This is a genomic window from Pedobacter sp. GSP4 (assembly GCF_051857575.1).
In the GTDB taxonomy this organism is placed as follows: Bacteria; Bacteroidota; Bacteroidia; order Sphingobacteriales; family Sphingobacteriaceae; genus Pedobacter.
Window position 1 is genome coordinate 524100 of record NZ_JBPZIR010000003.1, and the last position, 22890, is coordinate 546989.

A 22890-nucleotide genomic window follows, 5' to 3' on the forward strand; every position below is an offset into this window, starting at 1 on the left:
TTGCATTATAATCCGCTCTATAATTGCAACACAAATTTAACATACAGGCTTTTTTTTAAAGCTATATTTGAGAAAACCGCCTGATGGTCAAAATTTATGGCAACTGTTTTGCTAACAAAGATTAAACACACACAATGAAAAAACACACGATTTTATCTGCAACCTTGGCTACGCTGGTGTTTGCAAGTTTAAATGTTAGCGCACAGATTAAACTGAGCGATATTTTTAAGAAGGTAACCGAAAAACAGGGTACTACATCAAGCGCATCAGGTACGCCATCTACCTTTGAAATCGGTCAGGGCATAAAAGAAGCCCTGCAGATCGGCGTTTCTGCGGGTGCAGACAGGCTTTCGGTTAAGGATGGATTTTTAGGAAACCTGGCCGTTAAGATTTTAATGCCGCCAGAGGCCCAAAAAGTAGAAAGAACATTACGCGGGATTGGTTTAAACAAGCTTTGCGATAATGTAATTGTGAGTTTAAACCGGGCGGCTGAAGATGCAGCTACAGAAGCCAAACCAATTTTTATTTCGGCCATTAAACAGATGACCTTAACTGATGCAACCAATATTTTGTTGGGAAACAACAATGCAGCTACCGAATATTTTAAACGGGTAACCACTGCCCAACTGATGCAGAAGTTTAGTCCGATTGTAACTACGAGTTTAAATAAGGTGAATGCCACCAAATATTACAGCGATTTAACCACACAGTACAATAAACTGCCATTGGTTAGGCCTGTCAATACCAATTTAACCGAATATGTTACCCAAAAAGCAATAGATGGTTTGTTTGTCGAAGTAGCTAAAGAAGAACTGAAAATTAGGGGTAACCTGAGCTCAAGAAGCAGTACTTTATTGCAAAAAGTATTTGGCTACGCCGATAAGAAGAAGATATAAGTGATGTGCCGTGGTTCGTGAAGACACGAACCACGAATTTGTTTAGGCCAAGTCAATATCGCCCATTTATACTTTCGAACCCATATCGCCTTGGTTCGTGTCCTCACGGACCGCCCATTAGTTTGTACCAGGTAAAAAATTGTTCATACACCCCTTTCGAACCCGCATAAAGAAAAACTATTTGTAAAATTGTGCATGACGAACATCAGCAGCAAATTAGTTTGTATTTTAATTTTATGCGCGGTATTATTTGGCGCTTGTAACAACAATAAATCAGGAGCGGAAAACTCAAAAGCAATATTGGATACCGTTTCCTTAAGCGCTAAGAATTATGCTTTGGCGTATCAAGATGGCGATAAGATTGTAGCCACCAGTATCGATACCATGAAACAGATTTCGTTTGGTGGGGCAACCGATCCGGCTATTTCTCCTGATGGGAACAAACTGGCCTATACCGTAAACGATTCGGCAGGGCATAGAAGCATCTGGATTGCTGATATGGAAAGCAAAAGCCAGATTCAGCTGCTGGTCAATAATACCAATTACTATCAGGCAGTATGGTCGGCAGATGGTAAGGCCATTGCTTTTAACATTTTTAACAAGAAAAACCTTTGGAAAATAGGGGTGATTAAAAGTGATAATTCGGGTTATGTAATGCTCGATAGCGCATCTGCCCTGAACGTTTATGCACCAACCTGGAAAAACGAAATGGAAATTATTGGGCATGATCTTGCCAATCTTTATACTTTCGATATTTCTGGGAAATTGATTGATAGCAAGCCCATTGTTGGTTTAATTGGCAAAGATTTATCCATTGCCAGCAGTAACCGCTTCTTTTATACCAAAAATGGAGCGAAACTGATTTTCAATGCAGGCAATACCGATGCCTTACCCGGATTAACCGGACCAAGTGAAGCTGTTTATGTTTTAGATCTGGCCAGTAAAAAAGTAGCGCGCCTTTCGCCAAAAGGTTTAAATGTGCCTTATGTTTTTGTTACGGCCGATGACCGCATATTTTACAGCGGCGCCGAGCAGCCATTTACCCAATCGAAAATTTATGTTACCGATTTAAACGGGAACAGTAAAGCCGTTGTGGATAAGGGTACTAACCCAACAGGTGCACTAAAGTAGCTGTAACTTGCTGATTTGAGTGGATAATGGGACCGAAAAGAAGTGCTTTGGAAGTAGAATTGATTCTATTTTTCGGAGCGCAGGGCCTGTGCAATTCATCAAGTTCCTTCCCGTGTTCCGCTTATACGCTTCGGGTTTCATACTTCAACCCTGCAGGGTAACGCTACACCCGGGGCTAGGTGGCCGGAATAGCATTTCATTTTAACGGTTGTAGGGTGCAGATACGTTGTATTTAAACCCGATTACAATGGAAAGCCCACAGCGCAGCGAGGACTTGGAATGAAAAGCGGGGCTGCAGACTGCCAAGAAAATCTGCCCCTTCATTTTCAAAAAATAGAAATAATCCATCATTACATATGACCTTTTTATGCTTTCGAAGTCATCCTCTGATCATTCCTACCGTTAAATTTCGAAAGATGCCAAAAAAATAAAGAAAATTTAAAGTAATATTGAGTTTCATCCGTTTACTGGTTTACAAACAATAAATAGTGCCAAAAAACGAACCTCAAAATATCATTTCAGCAGTTGCCAACTACGGTAAGCGCCTTTTCAGTTTCATCCGCGGAAGGGTGAATACAGATGAAGATGCGGAAGATATTTTGCAGGATGTTTGGTTTCAGCTTAGCAACCAGCCAGAAGCAGGGGCCATAGAGCAGATTAGCGGTTGGCTGTACCGTGTGGCCAGGAATAAAATAACAGATAAGTACCGCAAGCAAAAAGAAGAGCTTTTAGAAGATTTTAGCTTTGAAGGCGAAGACGGAGAAATTAACTTCAGGGAAATTTTACTCGCCGAATCTTATTCGCCCGAAGAAGAAAGCTTAAAAAAACTATTCTGGGATCAGCTTTTTTTAGCGCTTGATGAACTGCCGGAAAACCAACGCTATGTATTTGTGCAAAATGAACTGGAAGAACGTACATTTCAGGAACTGGCCGATGAAACCGGCGAAAACATTAAAACTTTAATATCAAGAAAGGGCTATGCGGTTAAACACCTGCGTAGCCGTTTACAGAATTTATATCAAGAATTTATCAATTATTAAATTTGCAGGAGATGAGAAACAGAAAGTTTAATCTTAATCGAGGCAAGAAATTCATTTTCTTTATACCCGTTGTAGCATTGATTGCTACTGCACTGGGTTACATTGTAATGTACCTGTGGAATTGGATCTTGCCCGAAGTTGTACACGCGGGGCGGTTAAATTTTTGGCAGGCACTGGGGCTACTGGTACTTTGCAGGATCCTATTTGGCAATTTTAAAAAAGGCGGTCACGAGGGGCATAATGGTTTCCGTGAGCGGGCAAAAAACATGCGGGCCAAATGGGATGCCATGAACGATGAGGAACGGACAAAATTTAAAGAAGAATACAAACGCAGGTGTGGCGGATGGGGCCACCACCGCAATAAAGAATAGTTAAAAGCCTCGGTTATGCCGGGGCTTTTTTTGTTAAAGGGGACCTCATTCAACCTGGATGTCGTTTCCAGCCCAATTTAAAGCGTACGGCATTACGATTCCCTCCTGCGCGGGAACAAGGCTGATTTTAAGTGAATTTGCTTAAAAAAGATCCTTTGACTATGTTCAGGATGAGACAACGGAAAAAGGAAAGCGTGTTTTTCAATAAAATGATCTAAATAAAAGATTCTCTACAGCGTCCGATAACTATCAGGCCACGATAAATAAAAAAACTAAAAATAATTTAAAGTAAAAATAAAGCTGCTGCGTCTTCCTATATAAATAATGAAAATAAACAATGTAATACAATTCGATGGTTATGAATTGATTACCATTAAATCATACTAACAGAAGATGAAAAAAATATTAAAAGCTATAGGATTCGGAATTGTACTTGGTGCAACCGCTTTCTTCATCCCATTCGTATTCAAATTTATATTTGCCGCTATTTTGATCGGCTTAATATTTAGGGCATTTATTGGCAGAAAACGCCGTTATTTTCACAGCCGCTTTAACAGGTTCGAAAATAATTACAGCCCAATTGTACCGATCGATAATCAATGGTACAGGCCAACAGTACAGGGAAATGGAACAGTTAACCACATTAACATTAATTATTAACAGCCATGAAAGCATTTAGAATATTATTGGCCTTAGCGGCTGCCGGCGCAACATTTTACAGCTTAAATGCACTTGCTATACAAAATGGATACCGCGATAGGCTTGACTTTAAAAACAGGCACTACCATGAGCACGATTGCAGCCAGGAGCATTACAAAAACCACACTTTCAATCATCATAACCGGAATGTGGCCGATACACCGATAACCGGAATGGATAGCCTTAACAAAGTAAAAAGATAACGGTATGTCGCAGGTGCTCTTTTTAAGTGGCCCATCTCAGGGAGATGTTAAGCCAATCCTGGATCTGGCCAGCGAGTTGATTACGCGCGGGGAGAAGGTCACATTTTTCAGCTCAGAAGAGTTTAAAACACCGATTGAAGGTATCGGGGCCCAGTTTAAGCCTTATAATCAGGATTTGAATATTTTTCAGAAAGCTCAAGATGAGGAAAAGCCAAGATCGGGCTTAATTACCGCCTTGCTTGAGCCGATGAAATTTATTGATGATATCGTAGTGCAGATCAGGGGATTAAAATTCGATTATGCCGTTTTTTCTCCCGCTTATCCTTACGCAAACATCATTACCCAGTTGTTGGGTATACCCAAAACACAAATAGTAAACAATTAAATTAAAAAAAACATGTACAACGAACATAGATGCCATACAGGCAAAATAAATAGCGGTTGCGGCCATAAGGGCGGCAGGTTTAACAGGCACTTTGGCGGCCGTTTTGGTTACGCACACGAAATGTTTAACCATGGTTTTAGGCGCGTTCCGGTAAATATCGAAGAAAACGAAACCAGCTTTATTATCAACCTTTTTGCACCTGCATTGGTTAAGGAAAACTTAAAAGTAAGCACTAAGGATGATGTTTTAACCATTTCATATCAGGCTAAAGAAGCTGAAACCGCCGAACAGTTTACCCGTAGGGAATACAGCAACGGTACTTTTGAAAGAGCCTTTGCCCTAAACGGAAAAGTGCTTAACGAGCAGATTTCCGCTGCTTATGCGGATGGGATTTTGAAAGTAACACTCCCTAAAAACCCCGAAACGAACACACCGGCAAAAGATATTCTGGTGGACTAGTTTTGTCTATTATAATTTCCAAAGTCCCGGTGCCCATCGGGACTTTTTTTGTTTTTATGCCTGCCAATATCAAAAATAAATAAGATGAATAGCATATAAGCCCAAATCGCGTTTGCTATTCGCCTTAATTTGAGGTACTTTTGTTAAAATACAAAAACAAACAGATTGAATTTTAACGATTTTAACTTTAACCCCGATTTATACGAAGGCCTGATGGCCATGGGGTATAAAAGCGCTACTCCCATACAAGAACAAGCCATTCCGGTAATTTTAGATAACCATGATCTAATTGCCTGTGCCCAAACAGGTACCGGAAAAACCGCCAGCTACCTTTTGCCCGTTATGGATAAAATTAGCAAAGCGAAGGATAGGCATAACAATACTTTAATTTTAGCACCAACGCGCGAGCTTGCCCAGCAGATAGATCTGCAGGTTGAGGCGCTTGCCTACTTTACGAACATCAGCTCGCTGGCTGTTTATGGTGGGGGCGATGGTATTGCCTACGAGCAGCAGAAAAGATCGATGCGCGAAGGTGTGGATATTATTATTGCAACACCGGGCAGGTTAATGGCGCACTTATCTTCGGGGGTTTTAAAACTGGAGCATTTGCAGCATTTGATTTTGGATGAGGCCGACAGGATGTTGGATATGGGCTTTTATGATGATATTATCCGCATTATCAGCTATTTGCCCAAAAAGAGACAGACCTTGTTGTTCTCGGCTACCATGGCGCCCAAAATAAGAACCATGGCCGGCCGGATATTGCACGAACCTAAGCAGATTACCATCTCTATTGCTAAACCTGCAGAAGGTATCGACCAGCAGGCTTACAATATCCACGATCAACAGAAACAGGCTTTATTGACCGATCTATTTAAAGATGGAACCTATAAAAGCAGTATCATTTTTGCCTCAACAAAAGAGAAAGTAAAAGCATTATTTAAAGCCTTTAAAGGGCTGAACATTAAAGCAGAAGCCTTCCACTCAGATTTGGGACAGAAAGAACGCGAAGATATTTTATTGGCTTTTAAAAACCGCCGGTTGCCTATTTTGATCGGAACGGATGTATTATCTCGCGGCATCGATGTAGAAGGAGTTGATCTGGTAATCAATTACGATGTTCCTGGTGATCCGGCAGATTATGTGCACCGCATTGGGCGTACGGCTAGGGCCGCAACAAAAGGAACTGCAATAACCCTGGTTAACGGCCGTGATAAGCGCAAGTTTGATAACATCGAAAAGCTGATTGAAAAACAGGTGCCACGCATGCCTTTGCCCGATCATATTGCTGTGATGGAAATTACCCATGTAGAGGAGAAAAAACCTCAACATAAAAATAATGGTAAGAAAAGGGTTTGGCACAAGAAAAAACCAAAACCAACAAGTTAATTGCTTTTTAAAGTGTCATCCTGTTAAAGGATTGTAAGAAACGTAAATAAAATATGAGCCACAGATTTTCAGGTTGAAAATCTGTGGCTTTTTACTGTCTGATTTTCTACAAGTAGGCGGCTGATTTTTGTGGTTTATTTAACATTATCGTGATATTCTATAAACTGTTTTGACAACTAATAAGAGTAAATTAGCTTAATCAAAATACAATCAAAATACAATCAAAATGGACGCAAAAATTGGAATAACCGCTGAAAATAGACAGGCAGTTTCGGAACAGCTTGCTAAATTACTGGCAGATGAATATGTGCTGTATACCAAAACCCGTAATGCACACTGGAATGTAGAGGGTGCTGATTTCTTGGCAAAGCATAAGTTTTTTGAAGATCAGTACAACCAGATAGACGAATTTATTGATAGTGTTGCAGAGCGTATCCGCAAAATTGGTCACTATGCACCAGCAACCCTCAAAAATTTTTTAGCGCTAACCCATTTAACCGAATACAGCGAAAGACACAATGATAGCTTGGGCTACATTAAAGATCTGCTTGCCGACCATGAAACCGTAATCGAATTTATAAGGGGAAATATTAATCCAATTGCAAATGATTATGGCGATGCCGGAACGAGCGATTTTATTACGGGCTTAATGGAAACACACGAAGAAATGGCCTGGTTTTTAAGGGCGCATCTGAAATAAACCGTAAAAATATTTTTTTTGAACGCCAATAGGTTGAAATCTTATTGGCGCTTTTCTATTATAGCTATCTTTGCCTCACTAAATGGCAAATTTTATTCTCATCGGCTTATGTATTATTGCCGGCATTCTTTTCAGGAAAAGTAAAACACTGGCCAAAGATGCGCACAAGGGTATTAATGCCTGGATTATCTACATAGCGCTGCCTGCGGCTTCATTTAAGTATTTGCCGCACATTACATGGACCAAAGAGCTGCTTTTTCCGGCACTGGCGCCCATTTGTGTATGGTTGTTCGGCTGGTTATTTGTTAGCCTTTACACCAGGCAGCAGAAGTTAAGCCGTGCCACATCAGGTGGCTTAAAATTAGTTAGTGCCTTAAGCAATACTTCTTTTTTGGGCTTCCCATTAATTGCGGCTTATTTTAACGAAAAAGATCAAGCTATAGCCATTATCTGCGATCAGGTAACCTTTATGCTTTTGTCAACCATTGGTATCGTGGTGGCTATCCGTTCGTCGCAGAACCAGAAATTGAGTGCTGGGCTGGTAGTTAAAAAAGTGTTAACATTCCCGCCGCTGATTGGTTGTGTTTTGGCATTAACCATCCCACATTTGATCAATATTACGCCCTTGACACCGCTTTTCGAAAAACTTGCCGCAACGGTAGGCCCGCTGGCTTTGTTTTCTATAGGTTTACAGCTTAAGTTTGGCGGCTGGTTTGGCGAGCTCAAACATATCGGCTTTGCTTTATTGTACAAGTTAATATTGGCACCTCTTGTGGTTTTGGCCATTGCAGTGTTATTGAACTTAAATGGTATCATTACCAAGATTACCATTTTCGAAATGGCTATGCCAACCCTGGTAACTGCAGGAGTAGTTGCCGATCAATACAACCTAAATTCTAAACTCTCTAACTTGGTGGTAGGTGTGGGGATTGTGCTGTGTTTTGTAACTACAGGTTTATGGTGGTTGTTGCTTACTTATTCGGGCTTGGTGTAAACTTAGTGCTGTTTTTAACCGCGAAGTACGCAACGAGGAAGCACGCCAAGTACGCATAAGAGGAATCCCCGTCTGCTGGTTGCAAGTAAAAGATTAGCCACGGATACATGAATTTTTCATCATTGCGAGGTACCAAGCAATCCCACTATTATGGGTAGGCATATAGCTATCTCCATTCCGCTAGCCTTCCCCGCTTAATGCTGAACACTCAGCACCCGTTTTAATTTAGCATTCAGGCAAACTGATTGGAATATTGGTTGCTAAACCTCCATCTGATGTTTCTTTGTATTTTGCATTCATATCCAGAGCGGTTTCCCACATGGTGTTTACCACGGCATCCAGGCTCACTTTTGCCTTATCCGGATTGCTCTGTAAAGCCAGCTGACTTGCTGTAATGGCTTTGATGGCGCCCATGGTATTCCTTTCTATGCATGGAATCTGTACCAAGCCTCCAATCGGATCGCAGGTTAAGCCCAAGTGGTGTTCCATGGCAATTTCTGCTGCCATTAAAACCTGCCGTTGCGAGCCGCCTAGGCACTCTGTTAGTGCTGCTGCTGCCATGGCCGACGAAACGCCGATTTCTGCCTGGCATCCGCCCATTGCGGCCGATATGGTGGCACCTTTCTTAAAAATACTGCCTATTTCTGAAGCACAGGCCACAAACTGGATAATTTTTTCTTCGCTGTAGCCATCGCAAAAAGTAATAAAATATTGCAGTACGGCTGGTATAACACCTGCCGCGCCGTTTGTTGGCGCAGTAACTACGCGGCCGAAAGAAGCATTTTCTTCGTTTACTGCCAGTGCGAAGCAGCTAACCCAATCGAGAATATAGTTAAATCCGTTTCCTCCATTTCGAATGGCTGTTACCCAGCTATTGTAATCGCTGTATTCACTTTTGCCAATTAATCTTTTATTTAATGGAAATGCCCTTCTTGCTACTTCTAACCCACCAGGTAAGAAACCAGTGGTATGGCAGCCACGGTAAATACAATCGCGCATTACGGCAAAGTGCTGCAAAATTCCTTTTTTGGTTTCTGCCTCAGGTCGCCAGGCCAGTTCATTTTCCATTACAATTTCGCTCACTTTTAAGCCGGTTGATAGGCACCAGTGCAGCAGTTCTTTTGCTTTTTCTACAGGAAAGGGTAAATCTACCTGGACTTTTTTGCTGTTATCTTCTCCTTCTTTTACCACAAACCCACCACCAATAGAGTAATAGGTTTCTGAAAATGCTTTCCCGTTCTTTAAAAATGCCTGAAAGGTAACGGCATTGGGATGGAAAGGTAAGCTTTCGGCAAAGAGAAAAAGGAGGTCTTCAGTATAATCGAAATCAATAACTAAGTGATTGGCCAGATTTAGTTTTTTATCTCTTTGTATCCCCTCAAAGGTAGGGGTAACCGCATCTACATCAAATGTTACAGGATCGGCCCCGGTTAAACCCAACAGAATGGCCACATCAGTTCCATGGCCTTTGCCCGTTTTGGCCAATGAACCATAAAGTAATATTTTAATACTCTCAACACCGTTAAGCAGGTTGTTTTGGGCAAGCGAAGCTGTAAATTGTTGGGCTGCACGCCATGGGCCTAGTGTGTGCGAACTGGATGGCCCTATGCCTATTTTAAAAATATCGAAAACTGAGATTTGTTCCTTGATCATGAAGCATGTTAGTTATGCAAAGCTATAATTGTTTTTTGAGATTCGGATAAATAAATTTTTTTGTAATCTGTGCCGTATTCTTTATTATTACATCAACAAATAAACGCTCTCGAATGAATTTCAACAACAACAGTTATCAGGAAATCGATTTAGATTACTGCCGCGCAAACACCTCGAAACGATTTGCCAATTACCTCATCGATCTGGTTGTGTTTTATATCATCATGTTCTGCATTGGTATTCTTATTGGCATCTTTAACCCAAGCTTGGTTGAAGGACTGGATGGAATAGGGGGACGGTTAATTTCATTGTTGTTTTATGGTATCATTATGTTCTTCACGGAGGCAATGTCGAACGGGAAATCGATCGGAAAATTAATTACCGGCACAAAAGCGGTAAACCTTGATGGTAGCGACATTACTTTTCAAAAGGCATTTACCCGGAATTTGGTCAGGGCTATTCCTTTCAACGTATTCAGTGCCCTGGGAAATCCTTGTGCGCCATGGCACGATACCTGGTCGGACACGCTAGTAATTGAGGAGAAGAAAGTTGCGCTACAGAAACAGCAAGTAGATCTGTTCGGGGAAGTTAGAAATCAAACTCTATAATTTCATCATCTTTTAGCATCCGCTCTACAAATTTCTGGTGGTTTTTTGGAGTTCCGGTGGCAATCCAGTTTCCGGTGATGATGTTGTTCACCAATTGGTGTTTGCCCCTTTGCGGCTTGAGTTTACTTTCTCTAAAAACTTCCTCATAGCTTTCTAAATCGCCATGGGTGTGCTGTTTTTTCACAATGCGGTAAACTCTTTTGGTAAAACGGCGGTCGCCTATTTCTTCTAAAAAGGGGAAAATGATCAGCGCCAATAACACCACAAAAGTAACACCAACGGCCTGTTCGTAGTAGCCTGAACCTACAGCCATGCCAATTGCGGCAACAATCCATATAATGCAGGCAGTAGTTAGTCCCTTAACCCTGTTCTCTTCTTTAAAAATTACCCCGGCACCTAAAAAACCGATTCCGGTAACAATGTTGGAGGCAATACGGTCTTGACTGGTTGGCCCGATCTTGATGGATAAAATGGTAAACAACGTAGCCCCAAGGCCAATCATCATCATGGTTTTTAATCCGGCAGATTTGCTTCTGTACTCGCGTTCGGCACCAATTATACCGCAAAGCAGCGTAGCCAGTAAAAATTTATTTACCTCACTCTGTGTAATGAAATGGCTATTGTCTAAAATATCGTTCATTGCCTTGAATTATCCATGGCAAATTAATAAAAATCGTAACATCTTAGACCATTTGCCCTGCCTCCATTTGAACTATTTGGAAAATATTTTTCGTAACCTACGCCAATTTCAGATGTTCCGCCTGTATTGGTATAGTTGATTTTTGAAGTAGTAGCATCATGGCTAATGCCCAACCTAAACTTTTCGCCATTGGTACGGCGGTTAAAAATATCAAAGATTACAGAAAAAACAACGGCATCATTTCCGTTTGAGTTGCCATCATTCCGGTACCAGATACCCGCATTTATACCGGCATATTTGTATTGCATGCCCACGCTAAAAGAGCTTACGTTGGTTTGCTTGTAAGCAACTATGGAGGGAATGAGGTAACTACCTTCCCTATCGTACTGATCAGGAATTAGGGTAAGTTTATAACTTAAATTCCCGGAAATGCGCACGGGTAATTTGGTTTGAAAGCCTGAAAGTGACTCGTCAGGGCGGTTGAGGTGATGTGCCGCAAGCCCCATCATAAATTTTCCATACACCAGGTTTGCTCCGGCATTGGCATCCAGGTAAAAGCGGCTATCGATACTCGGCCTTTCAGCCCCCGATATGCTTCCGGGAATGTAGCCGGTATTAATATCGATCTGATCGCCGAACACCAGTTTATCCCAGTTTAGTTTCTGGTTGGTAACACCTGCCTGCAAGCCGAAAGACAGGGCGAAATCATCACCTCCGATGATGTAGGCATAGCTAACCGCAATATTGTTTTTAACCAGGTAGGCCGTGCCTTCGCTGCTGCGGTTAAAAATCAGGCCAATGCCACTGTTCAATCTGCGCAGGTTAAGGTCGCCAGAGGCCGTCATGTACGAAAAATCGCTCGCCAAGCCCGTCCATTGGTTGCGGTAAAGTGCATTGAACCGGATATCGCCTTCGAACTGGCCTGTTAATGCCGGATTTAAATAAATCGGAGCGTTATAAAATTGCGAATAAATATGATCCTGCCCCAACGAAATCAATGGCAGTACCAGTGCAAACAAAAATAATATTATCCTTCTCCTCATCATCTTATTAAATATATTACGCCCGTTTTTCTTGGAGGAGATGAATCGTAGGTCATTCCTTTCCAGTCGCTGCCATTAATAAATTTTATATCTACTTTCCAATAATAAACGCCCTGAGGCTGATCTTGACCATTGTAAGTACCATCCCATCCTTCTAAAGGTGCATGGTCATCCAGTTTGGTGGTTTCCCATAACAACTGGCCCCATTTGTTAAAAACCGACATCCGCCATTCTTGAATGCCGCGCCCTTTGGCTTTGAAAATCTTGATTTCATTTTTTGCACTCGCCGGCATAAACGAATTTGGGATGTTTAAATAGCCCGGCACGCCAATAATCCTTACCGATTGGAAGGTGCTTGAAGAACAACCTTCTTTATTGAGTATTTTCAGCGTTACATTATATACGCCTTCATTGGCATAAGTATGTGTTGGGTTTTGCAGGGTAGATACGGCGCCATCGCCAAATGTCCATTCCCAACTCACCGCATCGCTGCTTATATCTTTAAACGTAAACGAATAATTTGGGATAGATAATTCATTTCCAGGCACAACAGTAAAGGTTGCTACCGGATGAGGTACAATTTTAATAAAATCGCCTATGGTAACCGTGTTTGTGCAGGTAAGTGCATTGGTTGCCGTTAAAGTAACGGTGTAATTTTTACCAGATCCAGTATAGGTGTGTGTTGGTTCCAAGGCGTTTGATGTAGGAGAGCCATCACCAAAATCCCAAACATAACCTATTGCACCGGTACTATTGTTTTTAAACTTAACCACAAGTCCATCGCAACCACTGGTTTTATCGGCTGTAAAACTTACAATTGGCTGCGGCAAAACTTCCACAATTTCTGTTGTTGAAGCGTTGGAACAGTTGTTTGAGGCATACAGGGTGATGGTGTATTTTCCAGGCTGGGTAAAGGTATGCGTTACCGTTTCGGGTGCCGTGTGGGTTACAGTTGTACTTCCATCGCCAAAATCGTAAAGAAAAGTACTTGCACCTTTGGTATTGTTAAAGAAATCGACCTTTAATGGTGCACAACCTTTGAGTTGGTTGCTGTTTACCACCAGTTCGGGTGTAATATCGTTTGGCGAAACCGTTATGCCATAAGATGATGTGCTGCTTCCGCACTCATTTTCTGCTATCATGGTAACCGTGAAATTTTTAACCTCGGTAACTAAATAGGTGTGCTTAACCGAATTTCGGTCGGTTACCTTTAATGGTGCAGATCCATCGCCAAAATCGTAAGTATAAGTAGTTACCGATGTTTCGGGCGAAGTATTGCTAAATGTGACTTCAAACGGAGAACAGCCGGCTGTTTTATTTGGCGAGAAAATAGAAACTGCAGGTGCTTTTACCAATACGGTTGAAGTTTGTGTGGTTACACCGCAGGAGGTAGTGGCTGCTAAAGTTAGGGTATAGGTAACATCTTTTCCGGTTGGATCGGCCTGAAACACCTGTGCAGGAGGCTGAGCCAAGCGCGATGTTGTTCCATTACCAAAATCCCAATAAAATGTAGCTGCAGTTAGGGAGTTCGATGTATTGGTAAAAACGACATTTAAAGGACCGCAACCGACCGTTTTATCTTGCGTAAAAGCGGCAGTTACATTTTGTATCGTACTAAAAGTATGGCTGCTTTCATCGCTATTGCAACCCAGGCTGCTGCTAACCACCAGTTTAATAACAACGTTTTGATTATCCGTTGCAATGGTGTAACCGGGGAAAGTAATTCCGGTGCCTATTTGGGTGCCATTGGCGAACCAGGTATAACTTGCATTGCGATCTGGATAAGCTGTGGCAGATATGTTAGCAGATGTTAAAAGAAAAGGCGCGCAGGCTTTATCTGTTATAAAAACCAAGTCGGCTTTGGCATGTGGATTAACCGTTATTTTAATCTGGTTACTTAGGTTGTTGCTACAGGCACCACTAGCAACCGAACGCCTGTAATAAATTGTTGCAGTTGGTGTTGGTGGTGTAAAATTGATGCTTGTTGCACCTAAAACATCGGTCCACGTAGTGCCATTTAAACTCGATTGCCATTGGTAAGTATAGGTGCCGCTTCCTCCGCTTGGCAATGCACCTGTAAGCGGAGCTGCTGCCGCGCCTGTACAAATGTTCTGATCTGCGCTAATGGTGTTGTTGCTTAATCCAGGTAGCACGGTAATCTGTACCGAATTACTGATTGATGTACAGATGGTACTGTTAACCAATCTCCTAAAATAAGTTGAATTGCTTACGGTTAAGGTTAAATCTTTATTCGTCGCGGTTGGAACATTATTCCAGGTATTTCCATCGGCACTGCTTTGCCATTGATAGGCAAAAGTACCTGTACCGCCTGTTGGGGTATCGCCTGTAATGGTAATGCTTTGGCCTGAACAAACCGGTGCTGCAGAGGCAGTGATGTTATTGGTTACCGCCGAATAATAAGTAACGGTTACTTCATCTACAGATGGCGGACAGCCCCCAAAACCCGAAATGGTCCACCTGAAAGTATAAGTTTGGCCTGGTACTAAACCGGTAACTGAAGTATTGTAAAGGGTAGGGTCGGTAATTACAACGCCTGTTTGAGCGGATACCAAAGTCCAGATACCACTGTTTGGAGCAGGGTTATTGCCATTTAAGGTAATGCCATTTCCACTGCATAAATTTTGGTCTGAACCTGCATTTGCAGCAACCGTTCCGGGGTTAACGGTAACAGTGCTTACTGTTGAGAAAGCCTCAGCGCAACTTCCGCTTTGCACTACTGCCCGGTATTGGGTGGTAATGGTAAGGTTTGAAAAAACATAAGGATTTGCGGTTGAGGTAATGGTAGACCATGTTCCGCCATTATCGATTGAGCGTTCCCAGCGGATGATATTGCCAACCTGTCCGCTTAAACTAATATTTCCGCTGTTGGTACCGGCACATACATTCACATCGCCAGTGGTGGTACCGCCAACACTAAGCGGATTAACGGTTATCTGCACATTATCGCTGGCTGATGAACAGCTGGCATCGCTTATGGTCCATTTTAAAATATATACGTTTCCAGCCTGCAAACCTGATATATTAGTATTGCTTTGCGTATCATCAGCAAAGGTGATGGTAGTTGGTGCCGATACAATGGTCCATTTTCCGGTTCCAACTACAGGGGCATTTCCTTTTAGGGCATAGCTTGTTTGGTTACAGATGGCTTCATCTGGTCCTGCATTTGGCGGTGTTGCACTTGGTAAAACCGTTATGGTAATGCTTGCAGGAGTACCCGGGCATCCATTTACAGAAACGGGCGTAATGGTGTAGGTTACCGTTCCCGGGCTGGTTCCTGCGTTCACTAAAATATCATTAATCTGCGATCCTGAGGCAGCTACGGCTCTGTTGCTGTTGCCGCTTATTGTTCCGGTTATGCTGCTGGTGTAAGTATAGTTTACGCCAGAAAAGTTAGCCGATAAAGTAATGGCCGAAGAGGTGGCATTACAGATGCTAAGGTTAGGAGCAGTTGGTGTTACAATTGGATTAGGTTTAATGGTAACAACCAGCGGAAAAGGGGTTCCATCGCAACCATCAAAATGTGGTGTAATGGTGTAGGTTACATTGGCATCGGCATTAAGATCGGTATTGGTCAATACATCATTAATAGCGCCCGTTCCGCTTGTGGTGTAACCAGTGGCAGATGCTGTTCCGGTGGCTGTCCAGGTGTAAGTAACCCCTGCAACAGCTGATGTTGGGGTATAGGCTACGCTATTGCCGGTACAGATGATTTTTGTTGCCGCACTAGTTAAACTGATATTCGGTTTTATTTTTAAAATGATGTCATCATCTATCTGGTTGCAGGGTGGAGCAAGTGCAGTTGTGGCCCTTAATTGTAAAGTAACCGTTCCAGCAGCTTTTTCTGCTGCTGTAGGCGTATACACTGCATTTAAATCGTTTCTGCTCGGCGTAAAGGTTCCTTGGCCACCAACCCAGCTTTGCGTGGTAGTGGTACCTGTTACTGCTCCGCTTAGGGTAAAGCTTGGGTCGTTAAAACAGATGCTCTGATCGGCACCTGCGTTAACCACTGGCGCAGTACTGAAGGTTAGTACCTGAGTATCGGTTGCTGTGCCACAATTGTTTTTGTGCACAACGGTTACTGTGTAAGTGTCGTAACTGTCGAATTTGATTGATGGATATCTGGAATTGGCCGTTGTGCCACCCGTAAAGCTGTACGTGCCCGATCCTGCTGGAGTAACGGTCCAGGTGTAAGTATCTGCTAAAGGCTGCGTGGTTCCGGTGATCAGGGTTTTGGTGGGGCCTGTAGTGGTATTGTTAAAATCGTAGGTTGATAAGTTACAGACCGTAATATCTGGCGATAGTGTTGCAACTGGAGATGCGTTTACCACAACAGTTTGCGGCAAGGTGGTTACTACACCGCATGAAGGGGTGGTAATGCTCAAAGTAATGGTATAAGTACCAGGAGTTGTAAAATTAAATTCGGGCGCTTTGCTGGCCGAATTGGTGCCATTGGCATAACCCACTGCAGGCGTAACCGACCAAGAATAAGTATTGGCAGCGTCACATATGTTGTCAAGCACCGAATTATCAACCGGTTTTAAAATGGTTTGCGAACAAATGGTGCCGGCAGGTAAAGTAAAAGCCGGCTTTGGTGGATCCTGGATACAGATCTTCATCTCTACCGGATCGGCATTACAGGCCCCCGAGCTGCTCGATTCTAAACGGATGGTATGCTCACCATGGGTGGTGAACTTGTATACAAAATTGAAAGATTTTGGCTGGTTAACTTCTTGAATCACCCCATCCACATACCAATTGTAAGTTACTGTATTGGGCGCACAGCCCGGTGTATTGGTATTGGGGTTTTCGCCTAAAACGGAGGTGTTAACAAAAGTAACGTTGGTATTTGTACAGCTGGGTGTATTAAAAACAAATGAGTTTATAGGTTTTACGACTACTTTTGCCGAAGAAGAAACCGGTGTGCCTACTGTGCCGCAAAAGGCATTTGATACATTGATGGAAACATCAAAAGCATTAAAAATTGTTCCGGCACTTGATGTGGAAACACTTCCGCAAGATGATTTTGTATAGGCATGCTGCACTTTTCCGCCCAAACTTTTAATATCGCACAAAGTGTAGGTGGTAGTGGTTTGGTCTCCCCAGGTTATCGTGTACACATCGCCGGGAAAGTTATTCTGTATCCCAGCAGTAGAAGTAATGTCGACATTAAATTCAAGATAGCCCATCGGTAAACACACAACATTGTTGCCCGAGGTTCCAAATGCGGTTATGGTTTTATTATTGATCAATAAATAAGCTTTGGTTCCAACGGTTCCATTTGGCATTATGGCTTTTGCAATAATGGTATAATGTGCCTGCTGGGCGGTAAAACTTTGTATTGCGGTAGGAAAATTGATTAAAGTAGGACTGCCTCCATTTACTTCATCGGTTATGTTAGCCGTAACTGTGCTATTTGCCGTCGATTCATTTTTAATAAAAAAAGAATTATCGGGTTTACTTATGCATGTACCAAAGGTTTCGTTATTGGCCGCGTTTAAATAGCTTGAGGTTAACTTGGCTTCTACTGCTGGCCCCGCTTTAACTTCGAAGGCTGTAGATGGTGTGCTTACGGATGCTGGACTGGTAGATTTAACCCTAACCATATAACCTGTGCCCGGCGCAAGGCCTGTAGGCAAGATGCCATTTACGTAGGTAGTGTAAAAACCGGTATAGGTTCCAATTAATGTTTCGGCGGCAAAACTGCCATTCTGATCGGAAAGATAAAGCTGGAACTGATTTCCCTGGGCGGCACAGCCTGCACTAATACTGATGGGAACGCCAATGGTACTGCCGGGAGTATAGGGCCCTGCATCTACTGCGCCGATATTTATCTGCGCAAAACCTACTGACGTATAAAAAAGTGCCCCAAAAAATAGGACAAAAAAATGCCATTTCCTTTTACAACGAATCTTCATAAATCTCTAACACTAGGGAATGATTTTATTGCGTTCTGGAAGCTTGTATTGAAAGCTTGCTTTTGCCTGTCTCAGAAATGAGTATCAGACGTAAGATGCGCTAATAAATATTCGAAGGCAAAGAACGTAATTTTCGCGTTACGGCCGTAAAACTTTACACCAACATCAACTAAATGAATGGGTTATAGGTTAACAAATTTCGTTTTTGACGGCAATAGGGCATAAAAAACCCCCAAGGCATTGATGCCCTGAGGGAATATTTTTACACGAAATAGTTTCGTTGCAGAATGGTATTACATCATACCACCCATACCACCACCGCCCATTGGAGGCATTGATGGAGCACCACCTTCTTCAGGTTCGTCTGCTAAAACAACTTCTGTAGTTAATAACATTGCTGCAATGGATGCTGCGTTTTCTAAGGCTACACGGCTTACTTTAGTTGGATCGATAACACCGGCACCAATTAAGTTTTCGTAAACATTAGTACGTGCATTGTAACCGAAATCTGCAGTACCTTCTTTTACTTTTTGTACTACAATAGAACCTTCGATACCTGCGTTTTCGCAAATTTGACGAAGTGGCTCTTCAATTGCACGGCGAATAATCTGGATACCAGTGTTTTCGTCTTCATTTACGCCTTTTAAATCGGCTAATGAAGCTACCGCACGGATAAAAGCAACACCACCACCAGCAACAATACCTTCTTCTACAGCCGCACGGGTTGCATGTAAAGCATCATCAACACGGTCTTTTTTCTCTTTCATTTCAACTTCACTCGCTGCACCTACGTAAAGAACTGCAACACCGCCAGCCAATTTAGCTAAACGCTCTTGTAATTTTTCTTTATCGTAATCAGAGGTAGTGGTTTCAATCTGAGATTTGATCTGGCTTACGCGAGATTTAATATCATCTGTATTACCTGCACCGTTAATTACAGTAGTATTGTCTTTATCAACTACCACTTTCTCTGCAGAACCTAGGTAAGTTAAATCAGCATTTTCTAATTTGTAACCTCTTTCTTCTGAAATAACGATACCGCCAGTCAAAATTGCGATGTCTTCTAACATTGCTTTTCTTCTGTCGCCAAAACCAGGTGCTTTAACCGCAACAACTTTTAACGAACCACGGATTTTATTTACTACCAAAGTAGCTAAAGCTTCGCCATCTAAATCTTCAGAGATGATTACCAATGGTTTACCCGTTTGTACAGTTTTTTCTAAAACAGGCAACAATTCTTTCATGTTGCTGATTTTTTTATCGTAGATTAAAATGTAAGGGCTGTCTAATTCAGCTTCCATTTTATCTGCATTGGTAACGAAGTAAGGAGATAAATAACCTCTGTCAAACTGCATACCTTCTACTGTTTTAACTTCAGTTTCGGTACCTTTTGCTTCTTCAACAGTAATTACACCATCTTTACCCACTTTGCTCATTGCCTCAGCAATTAACGAACCGATTACCTCATCATTATTGGCAGAGATAGAGGCAACTTGTTTAATTTTGTTGTTATCATCACCAACCGCTTGCGATTGAGATTTTAAGTTTTCTACAACTGCAGAAACAGCTTTATCAATACCGCGTTTTAAATCCATTGGATTTGCACCAGCAGCAACGTTTTTAATACCTGTTGTAATAATTGCCTGAGCCAATACAGTTGCAGTTGTTGTTCCATCACCAGCAATATCAGCTGTTTTCGAAGCTACTTCTTTAACCATTTGAGCGCCCATGTTCTCAACCGCATCTTTCAATTCGATTTCTTTGGCTACAGTAACACCATCTTTGGTAATTGCCGGTGAACCGAATTTTTTATCGATAATTACGTTACGTCCTTTTGGACCTAACGTTACTTTTACTGCATTTGCAAGAATATCAACACCTCTTTTCAGGGCGTCGCGTGCTTCTACGTTATATTTTACTTGTTTAGACATTATTTTTTAAATTTTGGATGATTGTATGAGAGAATGATTTGTTTTTGCTTATTTCATTCTAACATTTATTATTTTATTTGCTGATTTATGCTGAATTCACGCCTTGTGGCACTCAGTTATTCAATCATTTACTTATCCTACAACAGCGTAAATATCTGTTTCCCGCATAATTAGGTAGTCTTTACCTTCATAAGGAAATTCAGTACCGCCGTATTTACCATAAATTACAACATCGCCAACTTTTACACTAGCTTTTTTACCTTCAGCATCTTCTTCAGAAACAGAAACTACAGTTCCTTTAGATGGTTTTTCTTTTGCAGTATCAGGAATATACAAACCTGATGCAGTTTTTTCTTCTGCCGCAGCCGGTTCAACTATTACTCTGTTCGAACTGCCAGCAATTGGTTTAAGGTTTAACGCCATAACTTTTATTATTTTTTATTTTGATTTTGTTTTTTTAACTAAGCATACAATTAACACTTTTTATGCCAAGAGGTTTTGAGGGACAAATTTTCACCAAACTGTCAATTTATTCACGCGAATCAAGAATGTAGATGTCAGCATGGCAGAAAGTTGTTGAAATATGAGCCAGATTTATTGTTTAGTTCTTGTCTTTCCCTCTGCATGACGACTTGAAAACTTAAAATATTGCCTTTTCTGTTAAGTATTTCCAATAGCGCTTGGGCACATGCTGTACATGCAGTTTGGTGTTTTTGCGCGCCACAATATTGGCACTTTTGAAATAATCTTTCCAAAGCGTTGCATAAAGGGCTTCACTTTCATCCATTAAAACTGGCGCAGGCGTTTGCTTATTTATACCCTCAGTAAAGCTGATTGTAATTTCTTCGACGGTATTTAAGTTGTAATGCAGGCCATATTTTCTTTTTAAATCATAAATTACCCATTGCTGATCGGCATAACGGTTTTTAAAATGGTTGGAAATGAGCGGTAGAACATTAAAATCGGGATCAATCCCGGCATAAAAAATACCATCTCCTGTTTTTTGAAATCGGATAAAGGCTTCCATCCGGTGTTTTTCGCGCTCAACACTTTTCGCATATTTAGCAAGCGCCATTACATGTTCGTTGCCATAATTACTCTCTGCACCAGCGGCCTGCTTAAAAATATAAACCGAAAAATGGAAGAGGTGGTTATAGGCCTCCGGGATTTCGGATAAATAACTGCAGTAAAATTTGCGCAACCCTGCTTTCGTCAGTTTCTTTTGAAGCCCCAGCCAAACGCGGTCTGCTTTAGAATTATCGGTGATCACCGTAAAACTTTCGGCAAAGGCTTCGGGCTGAAACATTTCAATTGATTTGAGCACAACCTTGCCGGGTTTGCGTTCAAACCATTCGAAAACTGCTGTTAAGAGTCCGGGTAGGGAACCGTCGAAGATGTAGATCATTATTATAAAAAGTTGTCATCTCTACTGAAGCGCAGCGTAATGGAGAGATCTACAGGAGATTTCTCAACTTCGTTGCACCCGATAGCTATCGGGTTCGCTCGAAATGACGGCCATGGTTTTTAAAACAAAAGCATCTGATTATTATCTGTTTTTAAATATTTGCTCTGGCTTTCGGCCATAATAAAGGCCTTAATCTGCGTGCCCTGATAATCTTTTAACTGATAGGGGCTATCTGCGCAAACAATAAAATGTTTGGCGCGATTATAGGCTACACCGATTTTTTTTAACTGATCGATCCTCAGTTTTCCAAACTTCCGGGCCTGAACAATTTTTTGTGCAGACATTACCCCGATACCCGGAATGCGTAAAATCATTTTGTAATCGGCCTTGTTGATATCAACCGGGAAATGCTGCATATTGCGGATAGCCCAACTCAATTTTGGATCTATATCCACATCCAGGTTTGGATTGGCATCGTTTAAAATTTCCTGTACTTTAAAGCCGTAAAAACGCATCAGCCAATCGGTTTGATAGAGTCTGTTTTCTCTTAAAAGTGGCGGCTGTGTGCCCAGTATAGGCATTCTGCTATCGTTGCTAATGGGGACGTAGCCCGAATAATAAACCCTTTTTAAGGCAAAGTTTTTATAAAAAGCATTTGCCGTATACATAATGTCCTTATCACTTTCGGGCGTGGCGCCAATTACCATCTGTGTGCTCTGCCCGGCAGGTACAAATTTCGGTATGTGTTTGATCAGTTTTTTATCTGCCGAAAACTGACTGATCTGCTGTTGCACAAATGCCAGCGGTTTAATTACGTCTTCGTGGTTTTTCTCTGGGGCCAAAAGTTTTAAGCCCGCTTCGGTAGGCATTTCGAGGTTAATACTCATGCGGTCGGCGTAAAGTCCTGCTTCCTTTATCAGTTCATCGCTGGCGCCCGGGATGGTTTTAAGGTGGATATAGCCATTGTAGTTTTGCTCCAAACGCAGTTTTTTTACCACCAAAAGCAAGCGTTCCATGGTAAAATCGGCATTTTTAAAAATACCAGAACTTAAAAACAGGCCTTCGATATAATTCCTGCGGTAAAAATTCATCGTGAGCTCCACCACTTCATCAACCGTAAAGGCAGCCCGTTTAATATCATTGCTCTTTCGCGAAACACAAAATAAACAATCGTAAATACAATGATTGGTTAATAGGATTTTTAATAAGGATACACATCTGCCATCTTCGGTATAGGTATGGCAAATGCCCGAGGTATGGCTGTTGCCAAGACCTTTGGTATCGTTTTTTCTTGTGCCGCCGCTTGATGAACAAGAAACATCGTATTTGGCAGCATCGGCAAGAATATTCAGTTTTTCACGGATCCGTTCAGACATAGGGATGATTATTTACTAACAAATATAGCTT

Annotated in this window: 20 protein-coding genes; 12 read left to right on the plus strand and 8 right to left on the minus strand. The window is 41.8% G+C overall.

Annotated elements, in window-relative coordinates; translation table 11 throughout:
• Window positions 1-134 precede the first annotated feature (134 nt).
• The 11 genes from ACS5PU_RS09485 to ACS5PU_RS09535 all read left to right on the plus strand — a co-directional run bounded on the left by ACS5PU_RS09485 (window position 135) and on the right by ACS5PU_RS09535 (window position 8267).
• Window positions 135-896, plus strand: coding sequence for a DUF4197 domain-containing protein (locus ACS5PU_RS09485; protein WP_439459047.1), 762 nt, complete (start codon window positions 135-137; stop codon window positions 894-896).
• 195 nt (window positions 897-1091) lie between these two features.
• A complete protein-coding gene (locus ACS5PU_RS09490; protein WP_439459048.1) occupies window positions 1092-2027 on the plus strand; it encodes a TolB family protein in 936 nt (311 codons plus the stop codon).
• Window positions 2028-2515: 488 nt separating this feature from the next.
• Entirely contained in the window at window positions 2516-3067 is a 552-nt protein-coding gene (locus ACS5PU_RS09495; RefSeq protein WP_439459049.1) for an RNA polymerase sigma factor, read from the plus strand.
• 11 nt (window positions 3068-3078) lie between these two features.
• Window positions 3079-3438 carry a hypothetical protein gene (locus ACS5PU_RS09500; protein WP_439459050.1) on the plus strand — a complete coding sequence of 120 codons (360 nt, stop codon included), beginning with the start codon at window positions 3079-3081 and terminating at the stop codon, window positions 3436-3438.
• 393 nt (window positions 3439-3831) lie between these two features.
• Window positions 3832-4098: a hypothetical protein gene (locus ACS5PU_RS09505; RefSeq protein WP_439459051.1), complete on the plus strand. Its 267-nt coding sequence runs from the start codon at window positions 3832-3834 to the stop codon at window positions 4096-4098.
• A gap of 5 nt (window positions 4099-4103) precedes the next feature.
• Window positions 4104-4340, plus strand: a complete 237-nt coding sequence (locus ACS5PU_RS09510) for a hypothetical protein (RefSeq protein WP_439459052.1) — start codon at window positions 4104-4106, stop codon at window positions 4338-4340.
• A 4-nt stretch (window positions 4341-4344) separates the two neighbouring features.
• Window positions 4345-4725, plus strand: coding sequence for a hypothetical protein (locus tag ACS5PU_RS09515; RefSeq protein WP_439459053.1), 381 nt, complete (start codon window positions 4345-4347; stop codon window positions 4723-4725).
• Window positions 4726-4737: 12 nt separating this feature from the next.
• Window positions 4738-5184 (plus strand): Hsp20/alpha crystallin family protein, encoded by a 447-nt coding sequence (locus ACS5PU_RS09520; RefSeq protein ID WP_439459054.1) that lies wholly within the window; start codon window positions 4738-4740, stop codon window positions 5182-5184.
• Window positions 5185-5349: 165 nt separating this feature from the next.
• Window positions 5350-6573: a DEAD/DEAH box helicase gene (locus ACS5PU_RS09525; RefSeq protein WP_439459055.1), complete on the plus strand. Its 1224-nt coding sequence runs from the start codon at window positions 5350-5352 to the stop codon at window positions 6571-6573.
• 226 nt (window positions 6574-6799) lie between these two features.
• On the plus strand, window positions 6800-7273 hold the full coding sequence (locus ACS5PU_RS09530; RefSeq protein ID WP_439459056.1) for a Dps family protein: 474 nt from the start codon (window positions 6800-6802) through the stop codon (window positions 7271-7273).
• A gap of 82 nt (window positions 7274-7355) precedes the next feature.
• The gene (locus ACS5PU_RS09535) at window positions 7356-8267 is read left to right on the plus strand and encodes an AEC family transporter (RefSeq protein WP_439459057.1); all 912 of its coding nucleotides are present in this window, start codon (window positions 7356-7358) and stop codon (window positions 8265-8267) included.
• Between the two features lie 225 nt (window positions 8268-8492).
• Here ACS5PU_RS09535 and ACS5PU_RS09540 read toward each other — a convergent pair whose 3' ends face one another.
• Window positions 8493-9920: an L-serine ammonia-lyase gene (locus ACS5PU_RS09540; RefSeq protein WP_439459058.1), complete on the minus strand. Its 1428-nt coding sequence runs from the start codon at window positions 9918-9920 to the stop codon at window positions 8493-8495.
• Between the two features lie 113 nt (window positions 9921-10033).
• Here ACS5PU_RS09540 and ACS5PU_RS09545 point away from each other — a divergent pair, with 113 nt between their 5' ends.
• Window positions 10034-10528, plus strand: a complete 495-nt coding sequence (locus ACS5PU_RS09545; protein WP_439459059.1) for an RDD family protein — start codon at window positions 10034-10036, stop codon at window positions 10526-10528.
• Here ACS5PU_RS09545 and ACS5PU_RS09550 read toward each other — a convergent pair.
• The 7 genes from ACS5PU_RS09550 to ACS5PU_RS09580 form a co-directional block, all read right to left on the minus strand.
• Window positions 10509-11168, minus strand: a complete 660-nt coding sequence (locus ACS5PU_RS09550) for an MgtC/SapB family protein (protein WP_439459060.1) — start codon at window positions 11166-11168, stop codon at window positions 10509-10511. The two genes, ACS5PU_RS09545 and ACS5PU_RS09550, sit on opposite strands and share 20 nt — an antisense overlap.
• A gap of 23 nt (window positions 11169-11191) precedes the next feature.
• Entirely contained in the window at window positions 11192-12214 is a 1023-nt protein-coding gene (locus ACS5PU_RS09555; RefSeq protein ID WP_439459061.1) for a PorP/SprF family type IX secretion system membrane protein, read from the minus strand.
• On the minus strand, window positions 12211-18147 hold the full coding sequence (locus ACS5PU_RS09560) for a PKD domain-containing protein (RefSeq protein ID WP_439459062.1): 5937 nt from the start codon (window positions 18145-18147) through the stop codon (window positions 12211-12213). Before ACS5PU_RS09560 ends, ACS5PU_RS09555 begins: the two co-directional genes overlap by 4 nt.
• Window positions 18148-18440: 293 nt before the next feature.
• The gene (gene groL, locus ACS5PU_RS09565) at window positions 18441-20078 is read right to left on the minus strand and encodes a chaperonin GroEL (RefSeq protein WP_439459063.1); all 1638 of its coding nucleotides are present in this window, start codon (window positions 20076-20078) and stop codon (window positions 18441-18443) included.
• Between the two features lie 132 nt (window positions 20079-20210).
• Window positions 20211-20501, minus strand: a complete 291-nt coding sequence (locus tag ACS5PU_RS09570; protein ID WP_010599229.1) for a co-chaperone GroES — start codon at window positions 20499-20501, stop codon at window positions 20211-20213.
• 217 nt (window positions 20502-20718) lie between these two features.
• The gene (locus ACS5PU_RS09575; protein WP_439459064.1) at window positions 20719-21483 is read right to left on the minus strand and encodes a TIGR03915 family putative DNA repair protein; all 765 of its coding nucleotides are present in this window, start codon (window positions 21481-21483) and stop codon (window positions 20719-20721) included.
• 119 nt (window positions 21484-21602) lie between these two features.
• The gene (locus tag ACS5PU_RS09580; protein ID WP_439459065.1) at window positions 21603-22859 is read right to left on the minus strand and encodes a putative DNA modification/repair radical SAM protein; all 1257 of its coding nucleotides are present in this window, start codon (window positions 22857-22859) and stop codon (window positions 21603-21605) included.
• Window positions 22860-22890 lie beyond the last annotated feature (31 nt).